Origin of the sequence: Acinetobacter legionensis (assembly GCF_048552295.1) — a bacterium.
GTDB lineage: Bacteria > Pseudomonadota > Gammaproteobacteria > Pseudomonadales > Moraxellaceae > Acinetobacter.
Window position 1 is genome coordinate 40,922 of sequence record NZ_JBIMCW010000008.1, and the last position, 21,326, is coordinate 62,247.

Here is a 21,326-nt window from a genome sequence, read left to right on the forward strand (position 1 = left end):
CTAGGATGAGGGCACAGTATTTCCCTAATTTTAAAGAGGGGGTTATTAGGATTCTATTTTTAGTGTGAATTCAAACAGCCTCTCTTTTTGCTTTTGCTCATAGATGGATCAAGTGCAATCCAACGATATTTCCCAATGGGAATTTGTGCTATTGAGTGGCAGTACAGCGACACAACTGGACCTCGATTCATAAATATTAAACAAGCAGACGGTGATGACCGATTATAGAAATAATAAAGCAGATGTTCTGCTGCAACACACTCAGCGATATCAATCTGGGCGCCTCACCATATTTTTAGGTGCTGCACCTGGCGTGGGGAAGACTTTTGCAATGTTAGTGCGTGCACATGAACTTGCCTTGCAAGGTGTCAACATTGTAATTGGCTATGTTGAAACCCATGGTCGCATTGAAACTGAAAACCTCATCTCAGGTTTGGTGATCATTCCAAGAAAGGCGATTGAATATCAAGGGCATTATCTTGAAGAAATGGATCTTGATGCTGTACTTGCAAGCAAACCCAGTATTGTTTTAGTGGATGAATTTGCGCATAGCAATATGCCAAATAGTCGTCATGAAAAACGTTGGCAAGATATCAATGAGCTATTGGATGCGGGTATTGATGTATTTACCACCATGAATATTCAGCACCTAGAAAGTTTAAATGACGTGGTCTATCAAATTACGGGTATTCGGGTGACTGAAACCGTACCTGATCGAGTGTTTGAGCGGATTCGTGATATTCGATTAATTGATTTACCTGTCAATGAATTACTTGAGCGTTTAAATCAGGGTAAAGTCTATGTCCCTGAGCAAGCTGAACAGGCATTGCAACGCTTTTTCAACAGTTCAAATCTTACAGCATTACGTGAATTGGCAATGCAAACCGTTGCTAGTCATGTCGATACCGATGTTCGAGAAAATTTTGCCATACAAGGGCTTGTTCCCATTCCTCTGAAAAATCATATTTTAATTATGCTTGAAGGCAATGGACAGGCGGAGGCTTTGGTTCGTGCTGGTTGTCGAATTGCAGAAAATCGTCAGGCAAATTGGACTGTGGTAATTTTTTCTAAAGATTCAAAAATAACGGAAAAACAAGATAATTTATCGAGTCGAGAAATTGAACGAGCTCTAAACTTAACCCGTCAATTGGGTGGAATGACTGAAATACTCTATGGTCAGCAACATGCAAAAACGCTTTTTGACTATGTGATTGATCGAGGCATTTCAACTTTGGTATTGGCGCAATCTCATCGGCAAGTCTTTCCTTTGGGTTTAAATTTTGTTGATCAATTACTTAAATACCAGCCAAATTTTGAATTAAGTATTGTCCCGATTCTCGCTGAACAAAGTCGGCAGCCCTTTTTCCACGATACGCATTCGTTTCTAAACCTTAGAGAAATACTTTTTGTTTTAGCCACCACTGTTATCAGTATTGTGATTGCAAGTCTAGGCGAAAAGTATTTAGGGATTGAAGAGCTTTCCGTAATTTTTATCACTGCCGTGGTATTTGTGGCATCTAGGACACGAATGCTGGCTGCGGTATTTTCAGCGCTGTTGTTCTTTTTGGCTTATAACTTTTTCTTTATTTCACCTAAATTTACCTTACAGATTTCGGCACATCAGGGCGTGATTACCGTGGTTGCTTTTTTAGGAGCAGCATTGATTTCCAGTCGTTTAGCTTCACGACTTAAAGAGCAAGTCATGGCTTTAAAAGCTGCCAATAGCTATAATAGTATTATGCAAGATTTAGGTCAAAAGTTGTCCACAGCGATTGATTTAGAGCAAGTCCAGAAAATAGCAGAAAGTAGTTTAAGTAAAAATTTATCGGCCGAGGTCTGGTTTTATTTCCCAGAATCATCAACGTCTTCGCTTGAAGTTATCAACAGTAAAGAAAAAATTTCAGCAGATTGGACGTTCAAAAACCATCAACCTTCAGGACGATTTACCCAAACATTGACTGAAAATGATTGGTGGTTTTTACCCTTATTGGCCTCAAAGCAATGTTTCGGGGTGGTGGGCGTAAAGTTTCTCAAAAACGCATCTGTATTAAATACTGAACAGAAGCAACTGACTGAAACCATGGTTGAATATATTGCTCAAGCGATTTCTCGAACCCAACTCACCAAAGCATTGGAAATTGCTAATGTGAGTTCAGAAACCGAGAGATTACGTTCGGCACTGTTATCATCCGTTTCTCATGATTTACGCTCACCTTTAGCCTCTATGATTGGTGCGGCTGATACTTTGAGCAATTATCGTCACTCGATGGATCAACAAGATCAAGATAGTTTGTTAGAAGCCATCCATTTAGAAGGTGAGCGACTCGATCGCTATATTCAAAATTTGTTAGATATGACACGCTTAGGGCATGAAGGTTTAACGCTTAAACGAGACTGGATTGGTGTCGATGAATTGATTGGTTCAGCGGTGCGCCGTTTAAAACGTTATATGCCAAATAGTCTTGTTGACGTTGATTTACCCGACCAAACACTCAGCCTATTTGTTCATGCAGCTTTAATTGAACAAGCGATTTTTAATGTATTGGAAAATGCAGCCAAGTTTTCACCAGAACATAAAGCGGTCAGTATTAAAGTTCTACAACTGAATGAAAATGAACTTGAAATTTCGATTAGTGATCAAGGCTTAGGAATTCCAGAAGATGAACGTGAGCGTATTTTTGATATGTTCTATACTATGGAACGAGGGGACCGTGGGCAGTATGGCACAGGATTAGGTTTAACGATCGTCAAAGCAATTATTGGTGCGCATATGGGTAAAATTAGCGCATCCTCAGCCAAAAATAATCAAGGGACTTGCATCCGTATGCAATTGCCTATCCAGCAGATTGGATAAGTGCATTTAGTAATTTTAGGAAAAAGCATGCCAGAACAAAATGTATCGACAAGCTCCATGACCAATGTGTTGATTATTGATGATGAAACTCAAATTCGTAAGTTTCTTGATATTGCACTTAGAGCGCAGGGTTATAAGACACTGTTGGCTGAAAATGGACAAAAGGGTTTAGAGCTTTTGGCTTTACAGGGAGCTGATTTAATTATTCTAGATTTAGGACTGCCGGATTTAGATGGTTTAGAGGTCTTATCTGAGTTAAGGGCTTGGTCGCATGTCCCTGTGATTGTTTTGTCAGTACGTTCCAATGAAGAGGAAAAAGTCAAATTGCTAGATGCTGGAGCCAATGATTATGTGACCAAGCCTTTTAGTGTTCAGGAGCTTATGGCTCGGATTCGGGTGTTGCTCAGACAATTTCAAAACGTTGCTGTGGAGTCAGCATTTTTTGATGATGGGTTTTTAAAGATTGATTTTGCCCAAAGACAAGTGTTTTTAAACCAGCAACTTATTTCTCTAACCCGAAAAGAATATCAACTTCTCACTTTATTGGCTCAGCACAAAGGTCAGTTGATTACTCAACCTCAGATTTTGAGTGATTTATGGGGTCCAACCCATCAGGAAGATACCCACTATCTACGAATTTTGGTGGCCAAATTACGTGGAAAACTGAATGATAATGCTGTACAACCCAAATATATTGTAACTGAACCAGGCGTAGGGCTACGCTTTGTGGGATAAATTTTACGTCTAACTGTATCTTTATAGTTGTGAAACACACAGTCTAAATTTGGTGCAATTATAGTTTAATAAATAAAGCGTAATGAAATATATTTTATCCAGTTTAAGCTACTGATTTGTGTTACCTTAGCTTTGATCGAATCCGTAAGCGAAACGGAAGTGTTTAGGTTGTTACAGGAATTGCGTATTCCCTCTAAATAGATTTAAAACCTAAGCAGTTAACGCTGAGCATGAGTTCGCAGCATGCCGATCTAAAAGCCCGCATTTTTGTGGGCTTTTTTACATCTTGTGATAATCTTGATTTTTTATATGAATTATAGTTTTATAAAAAACACAAAAAAACTTACCGAACATCGGTAAGTTTTTTAGATTAAGCTTTAGATATTATTTAGGTTGAGTTGTATCAGGTTTTTTCACTTCTTTATTGTCCTGATTTGGATTAGGAGGTGTCGCCCCTGGTGTTGCTTGAGGTGCATCTTTAGGTGGAGTTTGCTCAACGTTTTTAGTATCTGAATTTGCTTGAGTTGAATTTTGTGAAAAACTTTTAAATGACATTCTAGTCTTCTTAAATTGTGAAGTGAGTCTGTATAGTAGTCTTTAAATTTACTTACACTAAGGTAGTTGTGAGAGCCATATGTGGAGATATGTTCGGTAGACTGAGTTTATATCGACAAAATATATTTATAAAAATATCAAATGTTTGTAGTGTATTGTTTTAAATGGCGATATAAATAATTTGTAAATACAGCCACGTACATAAACATCACAAAGCCATTATATAAAAGGCTATTTTTAATTTAAAATAATTAAATGTTATTTAAGTTGCATATTATATTGCTTTAGCGTAGTATGGAAAATACTAAAGTAGATGTGCTTAATATATAAGCAAGACTTGAAGGTTGGCTTCAACTCTGACTTCTGCAATATCAAGCTGATGTAAATATCAAAAGTTTAAATTAAGGTTAGATGCCTTCTTATCGTTAGTTCCAAAAATATATCTGTTGGTCTTAATAGTTAAATACTTCTCTGTTTGCAAAAGCTCAAAACAATTGAGTGAAAAATGAATATTTTAAATGGCTGGACAATAGCCTCTGCAGTAAATGGCGATGAAATTCGCGTAAAGATCGTTCCTTTAAAAAGACAACAAAGCAACCGCACTGGTATGAGTTGGGTCGAAGTAGGGAAAAAGATTGAGTTAGAATCTGGTGACGATCGTCAATTTAATATTGATGGTTCATCTTTCTATCTTAACCAAAATCAACTCTATCGAATTGCGATATAACTCGTAATAGATATTTTAAAAAAGCTCATCGCTAGATGGGCTTTTTTTATGGGCGAAAAGCATATCCTGGATGCTTGAACACTAAAAATTAAGCCATCGTTTTTAATCTGTTTTTATTGATGAATATTGTACATTTTTAAAATAATTGAACTGAAAAGGAATGTTTAAATGATAAAAACTTATCATGTGACTGTTTGGTTACATGGGGGATTTTTTTCAATCACGCATGATACTGAAAATTCTATGAATTACTTATATTTCTGAAATTAAATGTAATAAAGTTTCACACAAACTTGCATAACTCACATATCGAAATACTTTATGTAGAATTTGATGGTATCACTAATACACGTTATTCAATTCAGTATGAGGTGTGTCATGTTTAAGACAGTAGCATTATTAGGGACAGGCGTTGCAATTGCTTATTACTATCGGTCTCATAAAAATAATGCTGAAAAAACCAAGGGCAAAAATTTAGCGAAAACCAAAGAGGATGCTCACAAAGAGTCCTTAGCATAAGTATTAAACTAACTTTTTAATGAAAAACCACCAAGTAGGTGGTTTTTTCATTTGTTTAACGCAATGGAAAACATAATCTAGAAAAGTGTACTGTAAAGTAACAACAAGCTTCGGCAATAAAAGCCCTTTAAAGGGCTTTGTTTTGATAGCTCAGAGCTAAAGCGATTCGGACTTAATTTTGATGTTGATTAAACCAATCCGTTGCATGTGCAACTGTTCTGTCAACAATGTCAGGTTGTTCGTAATACTGGAAATGATTGGTTCCATTTTCCCAGATAAGCTTTTTATCTGATGTTGGAATTGACTCGAAATGACGACGGGCCGCTGCTGGATTCATACAGGTATCTGAATGAATGATAAGCGCAGGTTTCTTTAATTTTGCAACACCCGCTACAGTTGAATAAGAAAAATGATCAAGATCACTCATAATCGCGTAGCGATTCTCCCAGTTTTTTAGCGTCCATGCTCCATACCAACTCCATATAATTGGACCAGGTAAACCTGCATTCGAGCCTTTGACGCGATCACCAAGGTCTGGCGATACTAAGGGTTGATAGATCACCTCACCTGTTGTTTCATAAAGTATTTTGGCATTATGTGCTTTCTCTAAACGGATCGCTAATAGTGCTTCTAACTCTTCGATCGTAGGTGCAGATTCAACATCAAATGGATTTGCTGTAACACCTGCCGCAAGCATAAATAAATCAGTTTCTTTATCTCGATAGTATCCAGTAACAGAAACAACGGCTTTGACACGATCTTCATAAGAAGCGATATCTAGCATTTCAGGTCCACCTTGGCAAACTCCTAATAGAAATATTTTATCGGTATCGATATCGTTACGGGTACAGATGTAATCAATTGCAGCAATGACATCTTCATTTTTCATTTTTGGATTTTCAAGACGTCGTGGCATGCCTTGACTCTCGCCCACAGTTCTTGGATCAAATGCGAGGGTGATAAAACCTTCATCTGCTAAACGTGTCGCATACTGAGTGGGTGCCTGTTCTTTTTGAAAAGAATATGGCCCAAGAATGATAATAACAGGGAGTTTCCCATCAGTATTTGGTTTATATAAATCGCCAACTACGGCATCGCCATGTGAATCAAATGTTATTTTTTCTACAGCATAGTTACCATGTTTGGGCATTGTAATTTTCCTTATCATCAATTTTGAGTACTCATTCAGCCTATATAAATATATTATTGAGAACAATCTCATAAAACTTTATAGAATAGTGAAAATGGCTCATCAATTGAAAAGCGGTGAACTCTTTGCTTTAACCATTTTTTTATCTGTGGCCTCTCATCGAAACTTTCGTGCAGCTTCGGTTGAGTTAAACGTCACACCTTCAGCAATTAGTCATGCTATAAAAGGTTTGGAAAGCCGTTTAAATGTTCGGCTTTTTAATCGAACCACACGTAGCGTTTCTTTGACTGATGCTGGAATCAAATTGGTTGATTCACTTCGACCATCCATGGAAAATATTTCAAATGCGCTGAATCATTTAGATGATTTTAGAGATCAGCCGAGTGGTGTACTTAGAATTAATGCCAGTGAAGGGGCAGTTAGGTTGGTTTTAAAGCCCGTTCTTAAAAAGTTCTTACAACATTATCCATTGGTTCATTTAGATATTGTGTGTGATGGTAAATTAACCAATATCGTTGGAGAAAATTTTGATGCAGGCATACGGCTTGCAGATGATATTCCTAAAGAGATGGTTGCAATCCGTTTGACTGAAACCGCACGCTTTGTTGCTGTCGCATCACCTGACTATTTATTAAAAAATTCCACGCCACTTGTTCCGCATGATCTTTATGAACATGATTGTATTCGTTTCCGTTTTGATAGTGGCTTAATCTTTCGATGGGAATTTGATATGAATGGCATTATTGAAAAGATAGACGTCAAAGGCCCACTGACACTTACAGATCAAACATTAATGGTTGACGCTGCAATAGATGGTATTGGTATCGCATTTGTGCCTGATCATTTGGTGAAAAATGCTGTGGAAATGCAACAATTAAGTATTGTTTTGGAAAAGTTTAGCCCAATTTATCGTGGTCTTAGCCTTTACTATCCAGGTTATCGTCATGTATCCACTACACTTAAGGCGCTTATCAATATGCTTCGTGATTCATTGGGTTATTGATATTTATTATGCATTTTCCCAATTGTTGAAGAAAGCTTGACAAAAAAGATGTGATTGTAGAACCGAAGTTATTCACCTCTAAGGAAAAAATAAAAAGTATTTTATAGAAATCCATATTTTTTTTAGGGTTTTTGTCAAAGTACTTTGCTTAATTTCGAAAAATAGGACATAACTATTAGAGTGAAAATTTTTAATTACTAGGGGAATAAATAATGCTTTCAAAATTTGCCACTCGATTCGCAAGTATTTTGTTTGGAATATTGGCTTTAATCGCGATCGTGATTCATTTTGTTTTTTCGAATCAGCTATCCATTGATCTATGGATTGTGCTCTTCCCTGTTATTTTAGCAGTTCCAATTTTAACAGCAGTTCTGATGACAGGTGATGATGAGTTGGGTGTTCACTCTAATGAGTGGAATAACTCATAATTTTTAGACTTAAGCTCATCGAAAGGTGGGCTTTTTAGTGTATGAAAGAATAGATTTTTGAATCTATTCAGCATCTAACTTTTTCTTTCAATGAACAAAGGATGAATATACACGTTAGCAGCAACAATTTTTGGTTGTATACATAACAAACTGAGTATTTCTGCTATCGTGAATTTAGTAATACAGCAGTTTAAACTTGTATTTACAGTGTTTTACTTCAATGGATGGATTGTTGATGAGGAGAAACAAGTTGCGAAATTTATTATTTATACTCAGTTTTTTACTATGTGCTGAATTGAAAGCTCAGAGCTCATTAGACCAACCTTTTTTGCAAATTGGAGCAGTTGATGATCAATTCAATATCATTAATCTCGAACTGTATAATGATTTAGTCAAAGTGATTAATTATAATTTTTCGCAAATTAAGCCTGATCGAACAGATGACTTAGCCAGCATTTCTAGAATTAGATTAACCAGCAATGGATTGTTGCTGATATCGGATTTAAAGGGGATTGAGTCTACAGAAGATTTAACAGAGAAATTTGATGAAAACAAGTATAAAAATCTGACCAAAAATAACATCTGTAGTAAAAGTGATTTATTTGAGTCTGATGTCTTTAAAAAAACCACACAAGGCAATATTGTTTATCAATTAAATAATGCTAAAGGTGAGTTTTTGAAAAGCTTTACAATGAACTATAAAGAATGTCTATAGATATTAGGTGTTTAAATGAATATATTAGGATAATTGCCATATATTTAAATACTTATTTTACAGTCGAATTTTTTGTAGCTCAGACTAATTTATAATTTTTAAATTAAATTCCAAAAAGTAGAATTCCTTAGCCATTTCTAAGGGATAGCAAAATGTGGAATTTCATTAAAAGTTTTAATTGTATAAATGTATGGCTAATCATATCTTTGATCATTCTAGGATTGGTGTTGTTCCTATATTTCTCTTAAGCTTAGACATCATAAGAATTCAGAGATAGTAACATAAGTTTAAGTACCAAGCTCATGTAGGGTATAGCTATATTTCAGCTCTAGTGGACGTAGTGATGTTAATCCACTTTTGATTTTTTCATAAACGCAGTGAATATTTAATTGGGTTTTTTTGGTGAATTAAATGAAATCATTTTTTGTTATACAGAAAATGAATATTCTCAATGCTGTAATGAGTTTAGGAATTGACCTAGCTTTGAGTCTAGATCATCCAAATCATTTCATTATTAACTTAACTAATAATAAAATGCTTTTAGTGCCAGTAAAGTGATGAATTCTAATCAAAGATGATTTTGTTTCAATTCTTAAGGATGAAGAATACAAAGCATTAAATGGGATAAGTTGAAACGATTTATTAAAACAAATTAAAACCACATAAATTATTGTTATTATTTAAAATAAAACACTCCAGAGATGCCGCTGCATGGTCGTTACCCTGAACCCGATGAGTTCAAGGTGGACGCGACGTACACTTAATGGGTTTCCCACTCAAGGTGGGCATACACTCAAAATATACAGAACACATCCATAAGTTTAAGTATCGGCAGGGGAATAGACGTACTGGCGAACACCCTAGAGTTATATTAAGTATACATAATTTGGGGATTGTGGCAAATCACCAACGCTCAAAATTTATAAATACAATGCAAAAAAGCCACTTGATTGCACGAAAAAAAAGCGGTTTATCCCGCTTTTTCAACATCTTCTAGCATTGTTTCTAATAAACGTTCGCATTGTGCATATTCTTGTAACGATTTATTCATGCCTAAAACTTCTTGCATCAGTTCTAAAGCCACCATGATTACCAATTTATTATGTTCAACATTGGGTGCTTTACGTCGAAACTCTTGAAACTTTTCGTTTAAAAGTCGACCCGCACGTTCTAGTTCTGGTTGCTTATCTGTTGTGGTGCCTAAACGAAAACTTTGTTCGATTAAGCGTAATTCTACAGTCACATGTTCAGACATACTCATACTTCCTCATTAGACTCTGATGGATGAGCAAGCTGTTGGATTTCTTGCGCATGATGATCTTGTTCAGTCCCTAAAATCGAAAGACGTTGAATAATGGCCTCTACTTTTGTTTTGGCATGTTCATTTTTTTGAATTAAACGTTCACGCTCATCTTGAAGATTTTTGATATCTTGTAAGTGATGGCGCTGTTCATTTGCCATCTTTTCTTTGACTACGCGTAATTCATTACGTTCAGCTAAAATTTCCTGAAAACGATTTTTTAAATCGGTACAGCTTTTTTCCAAACGCCCATAACGCTCCGCCAAAGATGTGGCATCTGTATTGAGCTGTTGAAACTGATTTTGTAACTGAGAGAGTTGCTCAGTGAGCGTATCAATTTCATCTTGTTTTTGGGTGATAATGCTATTTTTATGACTAATTTGAGCATGAGCTTGCTCTTCGCTGTTATCCTTTTCTTTTAACAGCGATGCATTTTCTTTCTCAACAGTTTCAATTCGTGTTTTTAAAACACCAATATGCGTCTGTAGACGCTGTAATTGTTCTAACATAACGGGTCGCACAGATTTGCAATCAAAGGTAATATATACAGAAGTATAGAGATTGGATAAACGAATGCAAGACGATATTTCAGGTTGGTCAGATTGGAATCAAAATTTTGAGGGGATTGAGGAAATTTCAAGCCCGAGTGAGTTACATGGCATACTGACAGGTATAGTTTGTGTTACTGAAGTTCCAACTCGAGATGAATGGTTACAAATTTTATCTACGCTTGATGTTCCAAAATTAGACGATGAAGTGCTTGCGCTATTGTCAGAAGAAGCTGAGGATGTGTCACATGCACTTTCGGATGATGATTTAGACTATCTTCCGATGCTCCCAGATGATGAGCATACTTTGGCAGAGCGTGTGCAATCATTGGCAGATTGGTGTGCTGGGGTTGTACTTGGCTTTGGATTGGCTTCTGGTCATATTCGTGCAGATGAACAAGAGCTCATTGAAAGTTTACAAGATGTAGCGTCTGTTGAGTTTGATGAATCAGATGACGATGACGAGGGGGAAGCAAGCTATCTTGAATTGTATGAATTTGTACGCTTGATCCCTGTGTCATTATCAATGGGACGAAAAAAAGTTCCAGTATCTGAAAGCCCTCTATTACAAAATTTTCATAGCAAAATGAAACAAGCGATTGATGCTTCTGAAAGCAACAATGTTGTAGAGATGTTTACTCCACATCGTCCAAGCTAAAACTAAGATAAAGCAAGCTAAGAAACTTAAACTTTAAGAACATCATCTGTTTGATGAGTACTTGGTTTTACAGCTCCCTTTGCGGCGTCAGGTTATTAACTTTGAAAATATAGAAGTTGAATCAAGTCGTGCAGCAAAGGGTTAATTTTTTTAGCCTGGAATGTTTCCCTTGTTCTGTTGTCGAGGTTTAGCGCAGAACGAGAGTAATAATACAATTACTTTAAAAAATGCAGATATTGAATCATCAGTATTTGCATTCATCTAAGCGTAATTGTAAGTTAAAGCTTCTTCCAAATTAATCATCTGAAATACAAGCTGAATAGAGAATGAAATTAACTCAAGCAGATTTTCAGGAACGTCGTGACCGCCTCGCTGAACAAATGGGTCCCAATAGCATTGCAATTATCTCAACCAGTCCAGAAGTCATGCGTAACCGAGATGCAGATTATAAGTTTCGTGCTGACAGTAGCTTTTTCTATTTAACTGGTTTCGCGGAACAACAAGCAGTCGCAGTGATAGAAACAGACGAAGCAGGTGAGGAATATATCTATAGCTTGTTCTGTCGTGAACGTAATCGTGAAATGGAAATCTGGAATGGTTACCGCGCTGGAATCGATGGTGCGGTTGATGATTATGAAGCGGATGAAGCTTATGCGATTGATTTGCTTGATGAAGAAATTATTGCCAAAATTTTAAATAAAGAAAAATTATTCTATCGTATTGGTCAACGTGCAGATTTTGATGCCAAGGTCAGTACTTGGATCACCAAAGCCAATGAATCTGGACGTGGTTTTGGCGTTCCAGCGCAGTTGATTCAACTTGATCAAATCTTAGATGAAATGCGTTTGCATAAGTCGGTTCAAGAAATTGAATTGATGCAAATCGCCTCAAATATCAGTGCAGATGCACATATGCGTGCCATGCAAAAAGTTCATCCTGAGATGATGGAATATGCTTTAGAAGCTGAGTTGAATTATATCTTTGGTCAGAAGGGTTGTGTACCTGCCTATAACAGTATTGTGGGTGGTGGGAAAAATGGCTGTATTTTACATTATGTTGAGAACAATCAACCCTTAAAAGATGGTGATTTGGTGTTGATTGATGCGGCTGCTGAGTATGAATGCTATGCCTCAGACATCACCCGTACTTTTCCTGTAAATGGTAAGTTTAGTCCTGAACAAAAAGCGCTATATCAAATTATTTTAGATGCACAAATTGCTGCGATTGATGCAATTCAAATCGGTCATTCTTATAAAGAACCGCATAATGTTGCAGTACGGATCATGGTGGAAGGTTTGGTCAACCTTGGTATTATGCAAGGTGATGTCGATCAAATTATTGAATCTGAACGCTATCGTCAGTTTTATATGCATGGTACAGGGCATTGGCTCGGTATGGATGTGCATGATGTTGGCGCATATAAAGATGAAAATGGTCAATGGCGTAGCTATGAGCAGGGTATGGTTGTTACTGTAGAACCCGGTTTATATATTGCACCTGATGATGAAACAGTGGATGCAAAATGGCGTGGTATTGGTATCCGAATTGAAGATGATGTGGTTGCAACTGAACAGGGTCCTTTGGTCTTGACTAAAAATGTGGTGAAGTCGATTGAAGAGATTGAAGCATTGATGGCAAAGTCAGAATAAGTTTTTCAATTTAAAAGGTGAGTATGTATGGATACTTACACCGTTTTAGTTAAGCCAGTAGAAACAAATCGTTTGATTCTACGAAAGTTTGTTGAAGGTGATGAAATCTCAATTTTTAATGAGTATTGCGGAGACAGGGAGTCTTCGAAATACTTACAAAGGTTACCCCATGCCAATATTGAGCAAACGAAGTGTATGTTCGAAAATTGGAGTGGTCAAAATGGGAGAATAATGATAAAGATTTTGCTTGGATTATTGGCGAGCGCAAAACCAATTTAGCCATAGGGCTCGTGATGTTTATTCACAAAGGAGATTATGGCGAAATTCATTTTGGGCTTGGAAGTGAGTTTCAAGGGCAGGGCTTTATGAGAGAGGCGATCACTGCTGTCATTGTCTATTTAAAAAATAACAGTAGGCTTAAAAGAATTGAGACTTTTTATGATGCAGAAAATGTGAAATCACGAAAGGTTCTGATTGAAACAGGATTTACTGAAATAACCTTGTTAAAGCATTGGGCTATATTTCCAGCTTTGGGAGATAATAAGAGAGATTGTCTAGGTTTTATGATTGAAATAAATAAAAATATTTAAATAGAAATAAGGGTAAATCATAGTGATACATATGAGATTCAGTTTTATTGCAACTTTTTTGACAGTAATGTCCTGTTCTTTGTTGGCATTTCAGCCAAGTAACATCACAAATAAGAATATTCAATTAACAAGCCAGCAATTAGACGTTATCCACCTACATTTTGGTGAGCAAGGCCTAAAAGATTTTATTCAATATAGCCATACTCCTATAGATTGCCAACCTGCTGGAATGAATTTTTTATCACTTGATTGGACAATCGTTTTTTATTGACTCAAACTATAGAATCTAAGTTCAGGCATAAAAATTCCTACAAGGAACCAAATTCCTGAAACTATCCAAACCAATAAAGCATAGGCTCTAATTTGTTCAGTATTTAAATCTGCAACAAGCCAATCAAAAAATAGACCAGCTTTCCAGCCTTTAATCAATTCTGCACCACCCCAAGAGATAACCCATTTCCAAAATAATGAATTAATAAAGAATAGTATAATCCAAATTGATAAGCTCAATTTAGCTATATTCCTAATGAGGCAAGTTGCATAGCTGTTCTATAGCTCGCTGCTACTGTGACAATACAAGTTTTATATATTGGTTGTGTTTTAACACCAGTAATATAAGCTAAGATGTTAGTGAAATATTTTCCGATATATTTAAGTCCACGAGCTGATCCATATCCAGGTGGCTTTGGTACTAAATTAAAATTAGCAGAACAAGTTTTAATAGCGTTGATTGCTTGTGATAAAACTACTCCAATTTCTTCATTATAATCCCAAGAATTTGCAATAGATGCATTCCATATATCTGTTGCAACATTTCTTGCAGCTTCTTGATTACCGAAGGCTCTTGATTTAATTTTACTTTGTAGTTGAGTTGATGGCGTAATATAGGAGCTACAGTTGGATTTTTGATTAATATTAAATCTAAGAATTGAATTGTTATTTGAATTAGCGTAAACAATTTTAGGAGTGATAAATTGTTTTGAAAAGGCTTTGATTGTTGGGTGTAAATCTGTTGTACAGCTAGCATCATTTGTAAAATATTTTAGAATATTATTTTCCTGATCAAATGTCGCAGCAAATATTCTTCCATCCTCATAAATAGTCGCTGCTGAATAGGCTGTAGCCTCTTTATTTCTTCCTTCATAATAAAGTGCATTAGCAGTTTTTAGTTTGTATGGAGAAGCATAAGTTTCTATATTTTGATAAAACTTTGAATAATCTTGACCCAGAACTATTCGTAATTGAGACTGTATTGTTGTGTCTGATGATATATGCTCAACTGTTTTAAAGGTGTCATATGATTTAATATTTAGATTATCTGTATATGCTGTTGAACTTAATAAAAATAAAACAACACCTAATATTTTAATTTTTTTCATGAATACATGCTCAAGTTTTTTGTATTTAAGTTTTTATCAAAATTAGATTTATGATGCAATTCTCAGGGGAGTTTAATTGATACAAAATATTAATAATTACATTTTTTATTTTATATTTAATGGATATTTTATGTTAATTGTATTTAAGTGGAATTGAAGTTTTTAAATTTTTATATAGATTTATTATGTTTTGTTTTTAATTAAACATTTTTAATTGTTAATTAAATTTATTATTAAATTAAATTATATGATTATTATCGCATGGTGAATTGCTTAGTCTATAGCGGGTTTTTATTTGGGGTCTTTATTGGATGTAATTTATTCTTTATTTTTGTAGTTAAAACCTTATTTTAGTAAGTCGATTGAGTGATCGAGTTTTTAAGCATTTAAAATATAATTAAGTGATAAATAAAACCAATAAAAACAACAGCGCTGGCAAGCTTGGGCAGTAAAAATAATGGAACTTGGAAATAAAAGAATATTCTACCAATACCGGCACCTAAGGCACCTCCTACATATAAGGCTGACTCATTAAGTGTAAAAGCTAAATTTCAACCACCTGTTTTTTCTGACTAAAATTTGTTGTTCATTTTGTTGAATTTTTAATGCCCAACCGTGAGTTTCTCATATTGCAATGGGTATAAGGGTAAGCCACGGCGTGATGGTTGCAAAAAATGGGATAAGTAGGAGTGCGATACTAAGAATAAACATGATGATGGCTGTTAGGTTTTATTGCTTAATCCTTTGGCTGAAATTTTCACTTTTCATACTTTTATTAAAAATAGCGTATTGATTCAGTACAAATACAGCCAACAATTTCCTATTTCAATATAAAAATAACTTTCCATGATGTAATATGAAATCAATCAAGATTATAAGTATTCAGTACGCTGAATCACATATAGAAAGGATAAAAGCATGCAACAAGAAGTCATCATCGTCGGCGGTGGAATGGTAGGGCTGAGCTTGGCTCTGATGTTGGCTAAAGCCAATATTGCGGTAAAGCTTTTAGAGGCTGTGAAATATCCAAATTATGATGATGCCAATCTTGCACCCTATCATTCCAGTTTTGATGCACGAAATACCGCGCTATCACGTCGTACCGTCCAAATTTATCAAAAACTCGGTCTTTGGGATGCTTTGCAAGAACATGCGACTCCTATTCTCGAAGTACATATCACTGAACAAGGCAGTTTTGGTAAAGCTCGCTTAGTCGCAGATCAAGAAAAAGTCGAAAGTTTTGGACAAGTGATTGAAAATGCATGGCTAGGCCGTGTACTACTGACTCAAGTTCGCCAGCAAGCTTTAATTGAATTGATTGACGGTGTACAAGTCACTTCACTAAAACAAGAGGGTGACTATGTATATGTTGAAGCCAATCGTGGTGAAGAATATACCCATTCACTTAAAGCCAAATTGTTGATTGCTGCAGATGGTCGTGATTCTTTCTGCCGCCAAGCTTTAGGTGTTGGTGTGGATGTACATGATTATGATCAGGTGGCAATTGTCACAACAGTACAAACCTCGAAACCACATCATCAAGTGGGCTTTGAACGCTTTAGCCATTTAGGTCCATTGGCATTGCTTCCATTGCCGGGGGAATGTCGTCGTTCAGTGGTTTGGCCAGTGAAAAAAGGCACTGAAGATGAATGGTTAGGGGATGAAAATGACCAACATTTCCTTGATGCTTTACAGCAAACCTATGGTGATCGCGCAGGAAAATTCCAAAAAACAGGCAAACGTTTTAGCTTCCCATTGGCACAAGTACTTGCTGAAAAACAAGCGGTGGGTCGGGTAATTTTGATGGGCAATGCTGCACATACCATTCATCCTGTTGCTGGGCAAGGTTTTAACTTGTGTATGCGTGATGCAGATGTGCTGATGCGTTATATCACAACGCAAATTGCGCAATCTGATGATATTGGTCAACCTGAGATGTTAAAGGCCTATGAACAATCTCGCTTAACTGATCAGCAGCGCGTGATTAAATTTTGTGATTCTGTAGTGCGTGGATTTAGTAATCAAAATCCGGTCTTAAAATTATTGCGTAATACCGGCTTGGTAGCTTTCGATGTGATTCCGGGGATTAAACCTTTGGTTGCCAATTATGCGATGGGATTAAAAGCATGACACAGCAAGATATATTAGATGTGGTGATTGTTGGTGGTGGTCTGGTGGGTGGCTTAACCGCATTACTTTTAGCAAAAGGTGGTATGCAAGCCACTGTTTTAGATGCAGCCCCTATTTTAGATGCAGAAAAGACTTTAGCTGTTGCTAATCCACGGGTTTTAGCCTTGAGCCAAGCCACGATTCACTTGTTAAAAACGGTGAATGTATGGGAAAAAATCGCTCGCCAAATGCCTTATACAGGCATGCAGGTCTGGAATAAAAATGGCTATGGCGAAATTAACTTTGGGCAAGCCTCAGAAAACTTTCCCACAGCTGAGCAAAGCTTAGGTTCAATGGTTGAACCAAGTTTATTAAACCTTGCCATCCAACAGGAAATGTTGGAGCAACTGCAAGATTATCGTACTCAAGTTAAAGTTGTGCGAGTAGAGCAGGGTGTAGGCTGCTGGATCATTAAACTTGCAGATGGGACTGAGCTAAAGACCAAGTTAGTGATTGGTGCAGATGGTGCAAATTCATTTGTTCGTGATCAAGCATTTATCGATCTTGATGTTTTAGATTATCAACAGGCAGGTTTGACCTGTGCGATTCGTACCACACAACCACACCAATATGTGGCTCGTCAGATTTTCCATCCGACAGGCCCATTGGCATTTTTACCGATGGCGAGTTTAAAGCCAGAACAAGCTGAACACTGGATTTCAATCGTTTGGACCTTACCAGATGATTATGCAGAGGAATATGCGCGCTTAAATGATGCTGATTTTTGTGAGTTATTGACACGTGAAAGTCATCATATGTTGGGCAAGATCGTTGAAGCAACCCCACGGGCTCAATTTCCACTCAAGGCACGCGCAGCACAACGTTATGTAAAAGATGGGTTGGCCTTGATTGGTGATGCAGCGCATGTGATTCATCCTTTAGCAGGACAAGGTGTAAATATTGGGTGTTTAGATGCTGCTATTCTGTGTGATGTATTAATTAAAGATAAACAGCGTGGCGTCTGGGCACATGAACAAACCTTAAAGCGTTACGAACACCAACGCAAAGGGCAAAATGATGCCATGATGCATAGTATGTCGATGATTGGTTTTTTAGAAACTGCGGAAATATTTCCATTGGTTTGGGCGCGTAACTTTGGCTTAAAACAAGTTGAAAGTATGCCATTTTTAAAAGATCAATTTATGGCCCAAGCCAATGGGCTAGCAACTTTAAAAAGCACGCAATATGCCATTTAATTGGATTTCTGATATTTTTTAACCAATCATTTAAACAACATTACGAATTTGATGAAAAAAAACACGATTTTGTGTATCTAGATACTAGTCGAATGGCGAAGAGCTTGATACATTTCTCTGTAAAACATCACCATTTTTCGGATGGTACATTGACGTCATTGATGGGGAGTTAAAGATGACAGATACAAATGATTATGATGATAATTCAGAAGATCATGCAGTAGACGATGATGAAGCTAAAGCGGCTGAAAAAGGTGCTGCGGCAAGTGATTCTATAGTTTCAGATACAGATTTAGCTGAAGCTGAAACACTCACTGTGACAGCGAAAAAAAGACAGCGTGAAGCGTTGGAAGATGAGGTCGCTGCATTTTTAGCGCGTGGTGGGAGAATTACCGAAGTTCCACCTGATGAATCTGCTAAAGATTGATTTTAAAAGCACCGAAAGGTGCTTTTTTAAATTTGGTTGAAATGCTGTCTATTTTTTCGATGTTTAAATCCCAATCTTAAAAAATTTTAGTGTTCGTGGCTTTTTACTTGAAATTTTAATGAACTATTTTATTTTTATGGATCCTTGCTGCTTGCTTTAAGTATATGAGTGATTAAATCATCAGGAATGTTGTACTTTTGATTATTTGTTTTCCTGTATTTATTTTTATACGTGCCAGATTGATCAGTGTGGGATTAAAATTTATAGTTTTTTAAAAGATTAAGGTAGGTAAAAAAGCGACCAGAACAATCAGTCGCCTGCAGCAATGCAGATTGAGGAATAAAGTGCGTTGAGAGAGCAAGCAAGTAGAAAAACAAACAGAATAGCGAAATAATGTGGGTTAATATATAAAGTAAGTTGAGAAATGCCTATACACGCCTTTCTCAACTCAAGAAATAAAATTATTGTTGATTAGTCAGCTCTAAAGCACGTTGATAGGCAATTTTCTTTTTGATGCCGGTTAGATCCGCAGCAAGTTGTGATGCCGCCTTGACAGATAAATCTTGTAATAAGCGATTTAAAAGTTGATCTAACTTCTCTTGTTCAACGTCTTGATCTTTGGCATCTGGTGCACCACCAATGACTAACACAATTTCACCTTTTTGCTGATTACGATCTTTTTCAATAAATGTCACCAACTCGCCCAATGTCATTTTTTTAATTGTTTCAAATGTTTTGGTAATTTCACGTGCAAAACCTACAGGGCGATCTGCGCCAAAAACATCAGCCATATCTTTGACACTATCTAAAATACGATGAGGTGCTTCATATATAATCATGGTTTGTGACTCATGTTTTAATTTTTCTAATTGAATTAATCGTTGCGATTGTTTTGATGATAAAAAGCCTTCAAAGCTAAAACGATCACTTGGTAGACCCACCGCACTTAGCGCAGCAATAGCAGCGCATGCACCCGGCACAGGAATGACGCGAATACCATTCTCCTGAGCAGCGCGTACCAATTTAAAACCCGGGTCACTAATCAATGGTGTACCAGCATCACTGACCAGTGCAATATTCTGACCACTTTTTAATTTTTCGATAAGTATATCAATTTTGTTACTTTCATTATGATCATGACACGCAGTGAGCGGAGTTGAGATATTATAGTGCTTTAATAATTGAGCAGATTGACGTGTATCTTCTGCCGCAATAACAGAAACAGACTTTAAAACTTCAATAGAACGAAAAGTCATATCATCTAAGTGCCCAATTGGGGTCGCTACGACGAATAATTGAGCACTCATAAAGGTCTCCATGAAGAATAAGTTAGTGTTGAACAGTATTAAAAGAGTGATTATGTTGGGAATGGTTGGATTCGCAATCCAAGTTCACGCAGAAATTCTGGTTATATTACCTGAAACAGGCCCTATGTCGCGAGCGGGTTTGAGTATTAAACAAGGAATATTAAGTGCCGCGCAGACATCAAAGAATGAAATACCATTAAAATTTGTCGATTCAGATCAAAAGACCATCAAAGCGCTGTTAAAACAGCATGTCAATAAAAAGACTAAAATGATTATTGGGCCTTTGGCTCGCCCTGATGTTGAGGCTTTAATTAATTTAAAGCCTAAAGTACCTGTATTGGCACTCAATGAAGTTTATCCAAGCTATAAAAGTGTTTGGCAATATAGTCTTTCTAAAAATGACGATGCATTGGCGCTGCTTGATTATATCCAGCATGATAAAGTTAGCAAACTCTATGTGGTGCGTGAAAAAGGCACAGAAGCAGAATCTATTAACTTTTTAAATGCATTATTTGCCAATTATATGGGTGAAGTTGATCCTGTAGAGCATATGCCAAAGTCGATTTCGGAGCGAGAGGGTATTTTACTGTTAGGTTCAAACCAATGGTTGACCAGTTTTCCAAAATTGCAGAAGAAAAAAATTTATACCCAAGCCATTGCCGTCGATGAAAAAAAGGCCTTGCCTAAAGGGATGAAATTCTGTGATGTTCCAGCCTTATACATCGCCGAATGGGATGATGTGGTCAAAGCCTATAAAGATAAACCGACCTCGTTACCGTATCAGCGTTTATATGCCTTTGGTGGAGATGCTTGGCATATTGCTGAACAATTTGTTTTGGACCCTAATGTAAAAAGCTTAACCTTTAATGGGCGCACTGGAAAAATTAAAATTGATGGAAATCGTGTTGAACGTATTCCACAATGTTTTGAACGTTCAAAAAATAATTTAGTACCTTTGTGACGACAGGTTTCTCATGGCAAAAAATAATTTAGGACAATGGGCGGAGCAAGAAGCAGTGAAATTACTGCTTCAACATGGCTACGATATCGTAAAATTGAATTATTTCTCGCGCTTTGGTGAAATAGATATTATTGCCCAATCTAAACAAGAGTTAATTTTTGTTGAGGTGAAAGCAAGAACTCCGACACAGATGGGGCATGCTTTTGAAACGGTAAATCAATCAAAACAACAAAAAATGATTAAAACGGCGTTTAAGTTTTTACAAGAACATCCACAATATGAACAATATTATTGCCGTTTTGATGTGATTGGTTTTGATTTACATCATAAAATTGCAAAAAACGTACAGCAAGATCTCAGTAAAATCTCTTATGATCAATCTTGGATTGAAAATGCATTTACTTTGGATGCAGACTTGATTAATCTGTGACTGAAATTTAGGTACAGTTATTTCAA

General features: G+C 36.4%; 22 protein-coding genes and 1 other RNA gene. 15 read left to right on the forward strand and 8 right to left on the reverse strand.

What is annotated here, in order from left to right; translation table 11 throughout:
* The first annotated feature begins 214 nt into the window (after positions 1–214).
* On the forward strand, positions 215–2,854 hold the full coding sequence (locus ACG916_RS08105) for an ATP-binding protein (protein WP_336953933.1): 2,640 nt from the start codon (positions 215–217) through the stop codon (positions 2,852–2,854).
* A 27-nt stretch (positions 2,855–2,881) separates the two neighbouring features.
* Entirely contained in the window at positions 2,882–3,589 is a 708-nt protein-coding gene (locus ACG916_RS08110; protein WP_336953932.1) for a response regulator, read from the forward strand.
* A 384-nt stretch (positions 3,590–3,973) separates the two neighbouring features.
* Here the strand turns inward: ACG916_RS08110 and ACG916_RS08115 are convergent, their stop codons facing one another.
* On the reverse strand, positions 3,974–4,144 hold the full coding sequence (locus tag ACG916_RS08115; RefSeq protein ID WP_336953931.1) for a hypothetical protein: 171 nt from the start codon (positions 4,142–4,144) through the stop codon (positions 3,974–3,976).
* A 505-nt stretch (positions 4,145–4,649) separates the two neighbouring features.
* On the opposite strand from ACG916_RS08115, the gene ACG916_RS08120 reads away from it, so the two are divergent.
* Together ACG916_RS08120 and ACG916_RS08125 are read left to right on the forward strand one after the other, a co-directional pair.
* Positions 4,650–4,871 carry a hypothetical protein gene (locus ACG916_RS08120; RefSeq protein WP_004722098.1) on the forward strand — a complete coding sequence of 74 codons (222 nt, stop codon included), beginning with the start codon at positions 4,650–4,652 and terminating at the stop codon, positions 4,869–4,871.
* A 378-nt stretch (positions 4,872–5,249) separates the two neighbouring features.
* Positions 5,250–5,390 carry a hypothetical protein gene (locus ACG916_RS08125; protein ID WP_336953930.1) on the forward strand — a complete coding sequence of 47 codons (141 nt, stop codon included), beginning with the start codon at positions 5,250–5,252 and terminating at the stop codon, positions 5,388–5,390.
* A gap of 172 nt (positions 5,391–5,562) precedes the next feature.
* Here ACG916_RS08125 and ACG916_RS08130 read toward each other — a convergent pair whose 3' ends face one another.
* On the reverse strand, positions 5,563–6,540 hold the full coding sequence (locus ACG916_RS08130; RefSeq protein ID WP_336953929.1) for an alpha/beta hydrolase: 978 nt from the start codon (positions 6,538–6,540) through the stop codon (positions 5,563–5,565).
* A 94-nt stretch (positions 6,541–6,634) separates the two neighbouring features.
* On the opposite strand from ACG916_RS08130, the gene ACG916_RS08135 reads away from it, so the two are divergent.
* The 3 genes from ACG916_RS08135 (at position 6,635) to ACG916_RS08145 (ending at position 8,686) form a co-directional block, all read left to right on the forward strand.
* Entirely contained in the window at positions 6,635–7,543 is a 909-nt protein-coding gene (locus ACG916_RS08135) for a LysR family transcriptional regulator (protein WP_336953928.1), read from the forward strand.
* Between the two features lie 212 nt (positions 7,544–7,755).
* Complete coding sequence (locus tag ACG916_RS08140) at positions 7,756–7,971, forward strand: hypothetical protein (protein WP_336953927.1); 216 nt, start codon at positions 7,756–7,758, stop codon at positions 7,969–7,971.
* A 250-nt stretch (positions 7,972–8,221) separates the two neighbouring features.
* Positions 8,222–8,686 carry a hypothetical protein gene (locus ACG916_RS08145; protein WP_336953926.1) on the forward strand — a complete coding sequence of 155 codons (465 nt, stop codon included), beginning with the start codon at positions 8,222–8,224 and terminating at the stop codon, positions 8,684–8,686.
* A gap of 688 nt (positions 8,687–9,374) precedes the next feature.
* Here ACG916_RS08145 and ssrS read toward each other — a convergent pair.
* The 3 genes from ssrS to ACG916_RS08160 all read right to left on the reverse strand — a co-directional run bounded on the left by ssrS (position 9,375) and on the right by ACG916_RS08160 (position 10,495).
* Positions 9,375–9,556: non-coding RNA, 6S RNA (gene ssrS, locus ACG916_RS08150), on the reverse strand.
* Positions 9,557–9,656: 100 nt separating this feature from the next.
* Positions 9,657–9,941 (reverse strand): cell division protein ZapA, encoded by a 285-nt coding sequence (locus tag ACG916_RS08155; RefSeq protein WP_336953925.1) that lies wholly within the window; start codon positions 9,939–9,941, stop codon positions 9,657–9,659.
* 2 nt (positions 9,942–9,943) lie between these two features.
* The gene (locus tag ACG916_RS08160; protein WP_336953924.1) at positions 9,944–10,495 is read right to left on the reverse strand and encodes a hypothetical protein; all 552 of its coding nucleotides are present in this window, start codon (positions 10,493–10,495) and stop codon (positions 9,944–9,946) included.
* A 64-nt stretch (positions 10,496–10,559) separates the two neighbouring features.
* On the opposite strand from ACG916_RS08160, the gene ACG916_RS08165 reads away from it, so the two are divergent.
* From ACG916_RS08165 to ACG916_RS08175, 3 genes are all read left to right on the forward strand, one after another.
* Positions 10,560–11,192 carry a UPF0149 family protein gene (locus ACG916_RS08165; protein WP_336953923.1) on the forward strand — a complete coding sequence of 211 codons (633 nt, stop codon included), beginning with the start codon at positions 10,560–10,562 and terminating at the stop codon, positions 11,190–11,192.
* A 326-nt stretch (positions 11,193–11,518) separates the two neighbouring features.
* The gene (gene pepP, locus ACG916_RS08170) at positions 11,519–12,841 is read left to right on the forward strand and encodes a Xaa-Pro aminopeptidase (RefSeq protein ID WP_336953922.1); all 1,323 of its coding nucleotides are present in this window, start codon (positions 11,519–11,521) and stop codon (positions 12,839–12,841) included.
* A gap of 206 nt (positions 12,842–13,047) precedes the next feature.
* Positions 13,048–13,431: a GNAT family N-acetyltransferase gene (locus tag ACG916_RS08175; RefSeq protein WP_336953921.1), complete on the forward strand. Its 384-nt coding sequence runs from the start codon at positions 13,048–13,050 to the stop codon at positions 13,429–13,431.
* Between the two features lie 264 nt (positions 13,432–13,695).
* On the opposite strand, the gene ACG916_RS08180 is transcribed toward ACG916_RS08175, so the two are convergent.
* Both ACG916_RS08180 and ACG916_RS08185 read right to left on the reverse strand, forming a co-directional pair.
* The gene (locus tag ACG916_RS08180; RefSeq protein ID WP_336953919.1) at positions 13,696–13,941 is read right to left on the reverse strand and encodes a hypothetical protein; all 246 of its coding nucleotides are present in this window, start codon (positions 13,939–13,941) and stop codon (positions 13,696–13,698) included.
* A gap of 5 nt (positions 13,942–13,946) precedes the next feature.
* Positions 13,947–14,810 carry a hypothetical protein gene (locus tag ACG916_RS08185; protein WP_336953918.1) on the reverse strand — a complete coding sequence of 288 codons (864 nt, stop codon included), beginning with the start codon at positions 14,808–14,810 and terminating at the stop codon, positions 13,947–13,949.
* A 918-nt stretch (positions 14,811–15,728) separates the two neighbouring features.
* Between ACG916_RS08185 and ubiH the strand changes: the two genes are divergently transcribed.
* The 3 genes from ubiH to ACG916_RS08200 all read left to right on the forward strand — a co-directional run bounded on the left by ubiH (position 15,729) and on the right by ACG916_RS08200 (position 18,602).
* Positions 15,729–16,940 carry a 2-octaprenyl-6-methoxyphenyl hydroxylase gene (ubiH, locus tag ACG916_RS08190; protein WP_034614245.1) on the forward strand — a complete coding sequence of 404 codons (1,212 nt, stop codon included), beginning with the start codon at positions 15,729–15,731 and terminating at the stop codon, positions 16,938–16,940.
* The gene (locus ACG916_RS08195) at positions 16,937–18,175 is read left to right on the forward strand and encodes an FAD-dependent monooxygenase (protein ID WP_419328166.1); all 1,239 of its coding nucleotides are present in this window, start codon (positions 16,937–16,939) and stop codon (positions 18,173–18,175) included. Before ubiH ends, ACG916_RS08195 begins: the two co-directional genes overlap by 4 nt.
* Positions 18,176–18,350: 175 nt before the next feature.
* On the forward strand, positions 18,351–18,602 hold the full coding sequence (locus ACG916_RS08200; protein ID WP_336953916.1) for a hypothetical protein: 252 nt from the start codon (positions 18,351–18,353) through the stop codon (positions 18,600–18,602).
* Between the two features lie 461 nt (positions 18,603–19,063).
* Here ACG916_RS08200 and rsmI read toward each other — a convergent pair whose 3' ends face one another.
* The gene (gene rsmI / locus ACG916_RS08205; protein ID WP_336953915.1) at positions 19,064–19,909 is read right to left on the reverse strand and encodes a 16S rRNA (cytidine(1402)-2'-O)-methyltransferase; all 846 of its coding nucleotides are present in this window, start codon (positions 19,907–19,909) and stop codon (positions 19,064–19,066) included.
* A gap of 10 nt (positions 19,910–19,919) precedes the next feature.
* Here rsmI and ACG916_RS08210 point away from each other — a divergent pair, with 10 nt between their 5' ends.
* Together ACG916_RS08210 and ACG916_RS08215 are read left to right on the forward strand one after the other, a co-directional pair.
* Positions 19,920–20,870, forward strand: coding sequence for a penicillin-binding protein activator (locus tag ACG916_RS08210; RefSeq protein WP_336953914.1), 951 nt, complete (start codon positions 19,920–19,922; stop codon positions 20,868–20,870).
* 13 nt (positions 20,871–20,883) lie between these two features.
* A complete protein-coding gene (locus tag ACG916_RS08215; RefSeq protein WP_336953913.1) occupies positions 20,884–21,300 on the forward strand; it encodes a YraN family protein in 417 nt (138 codons plus the stop codon).
* Positions 21,301–21,326 lie beyond the last annotated feature (26 nt).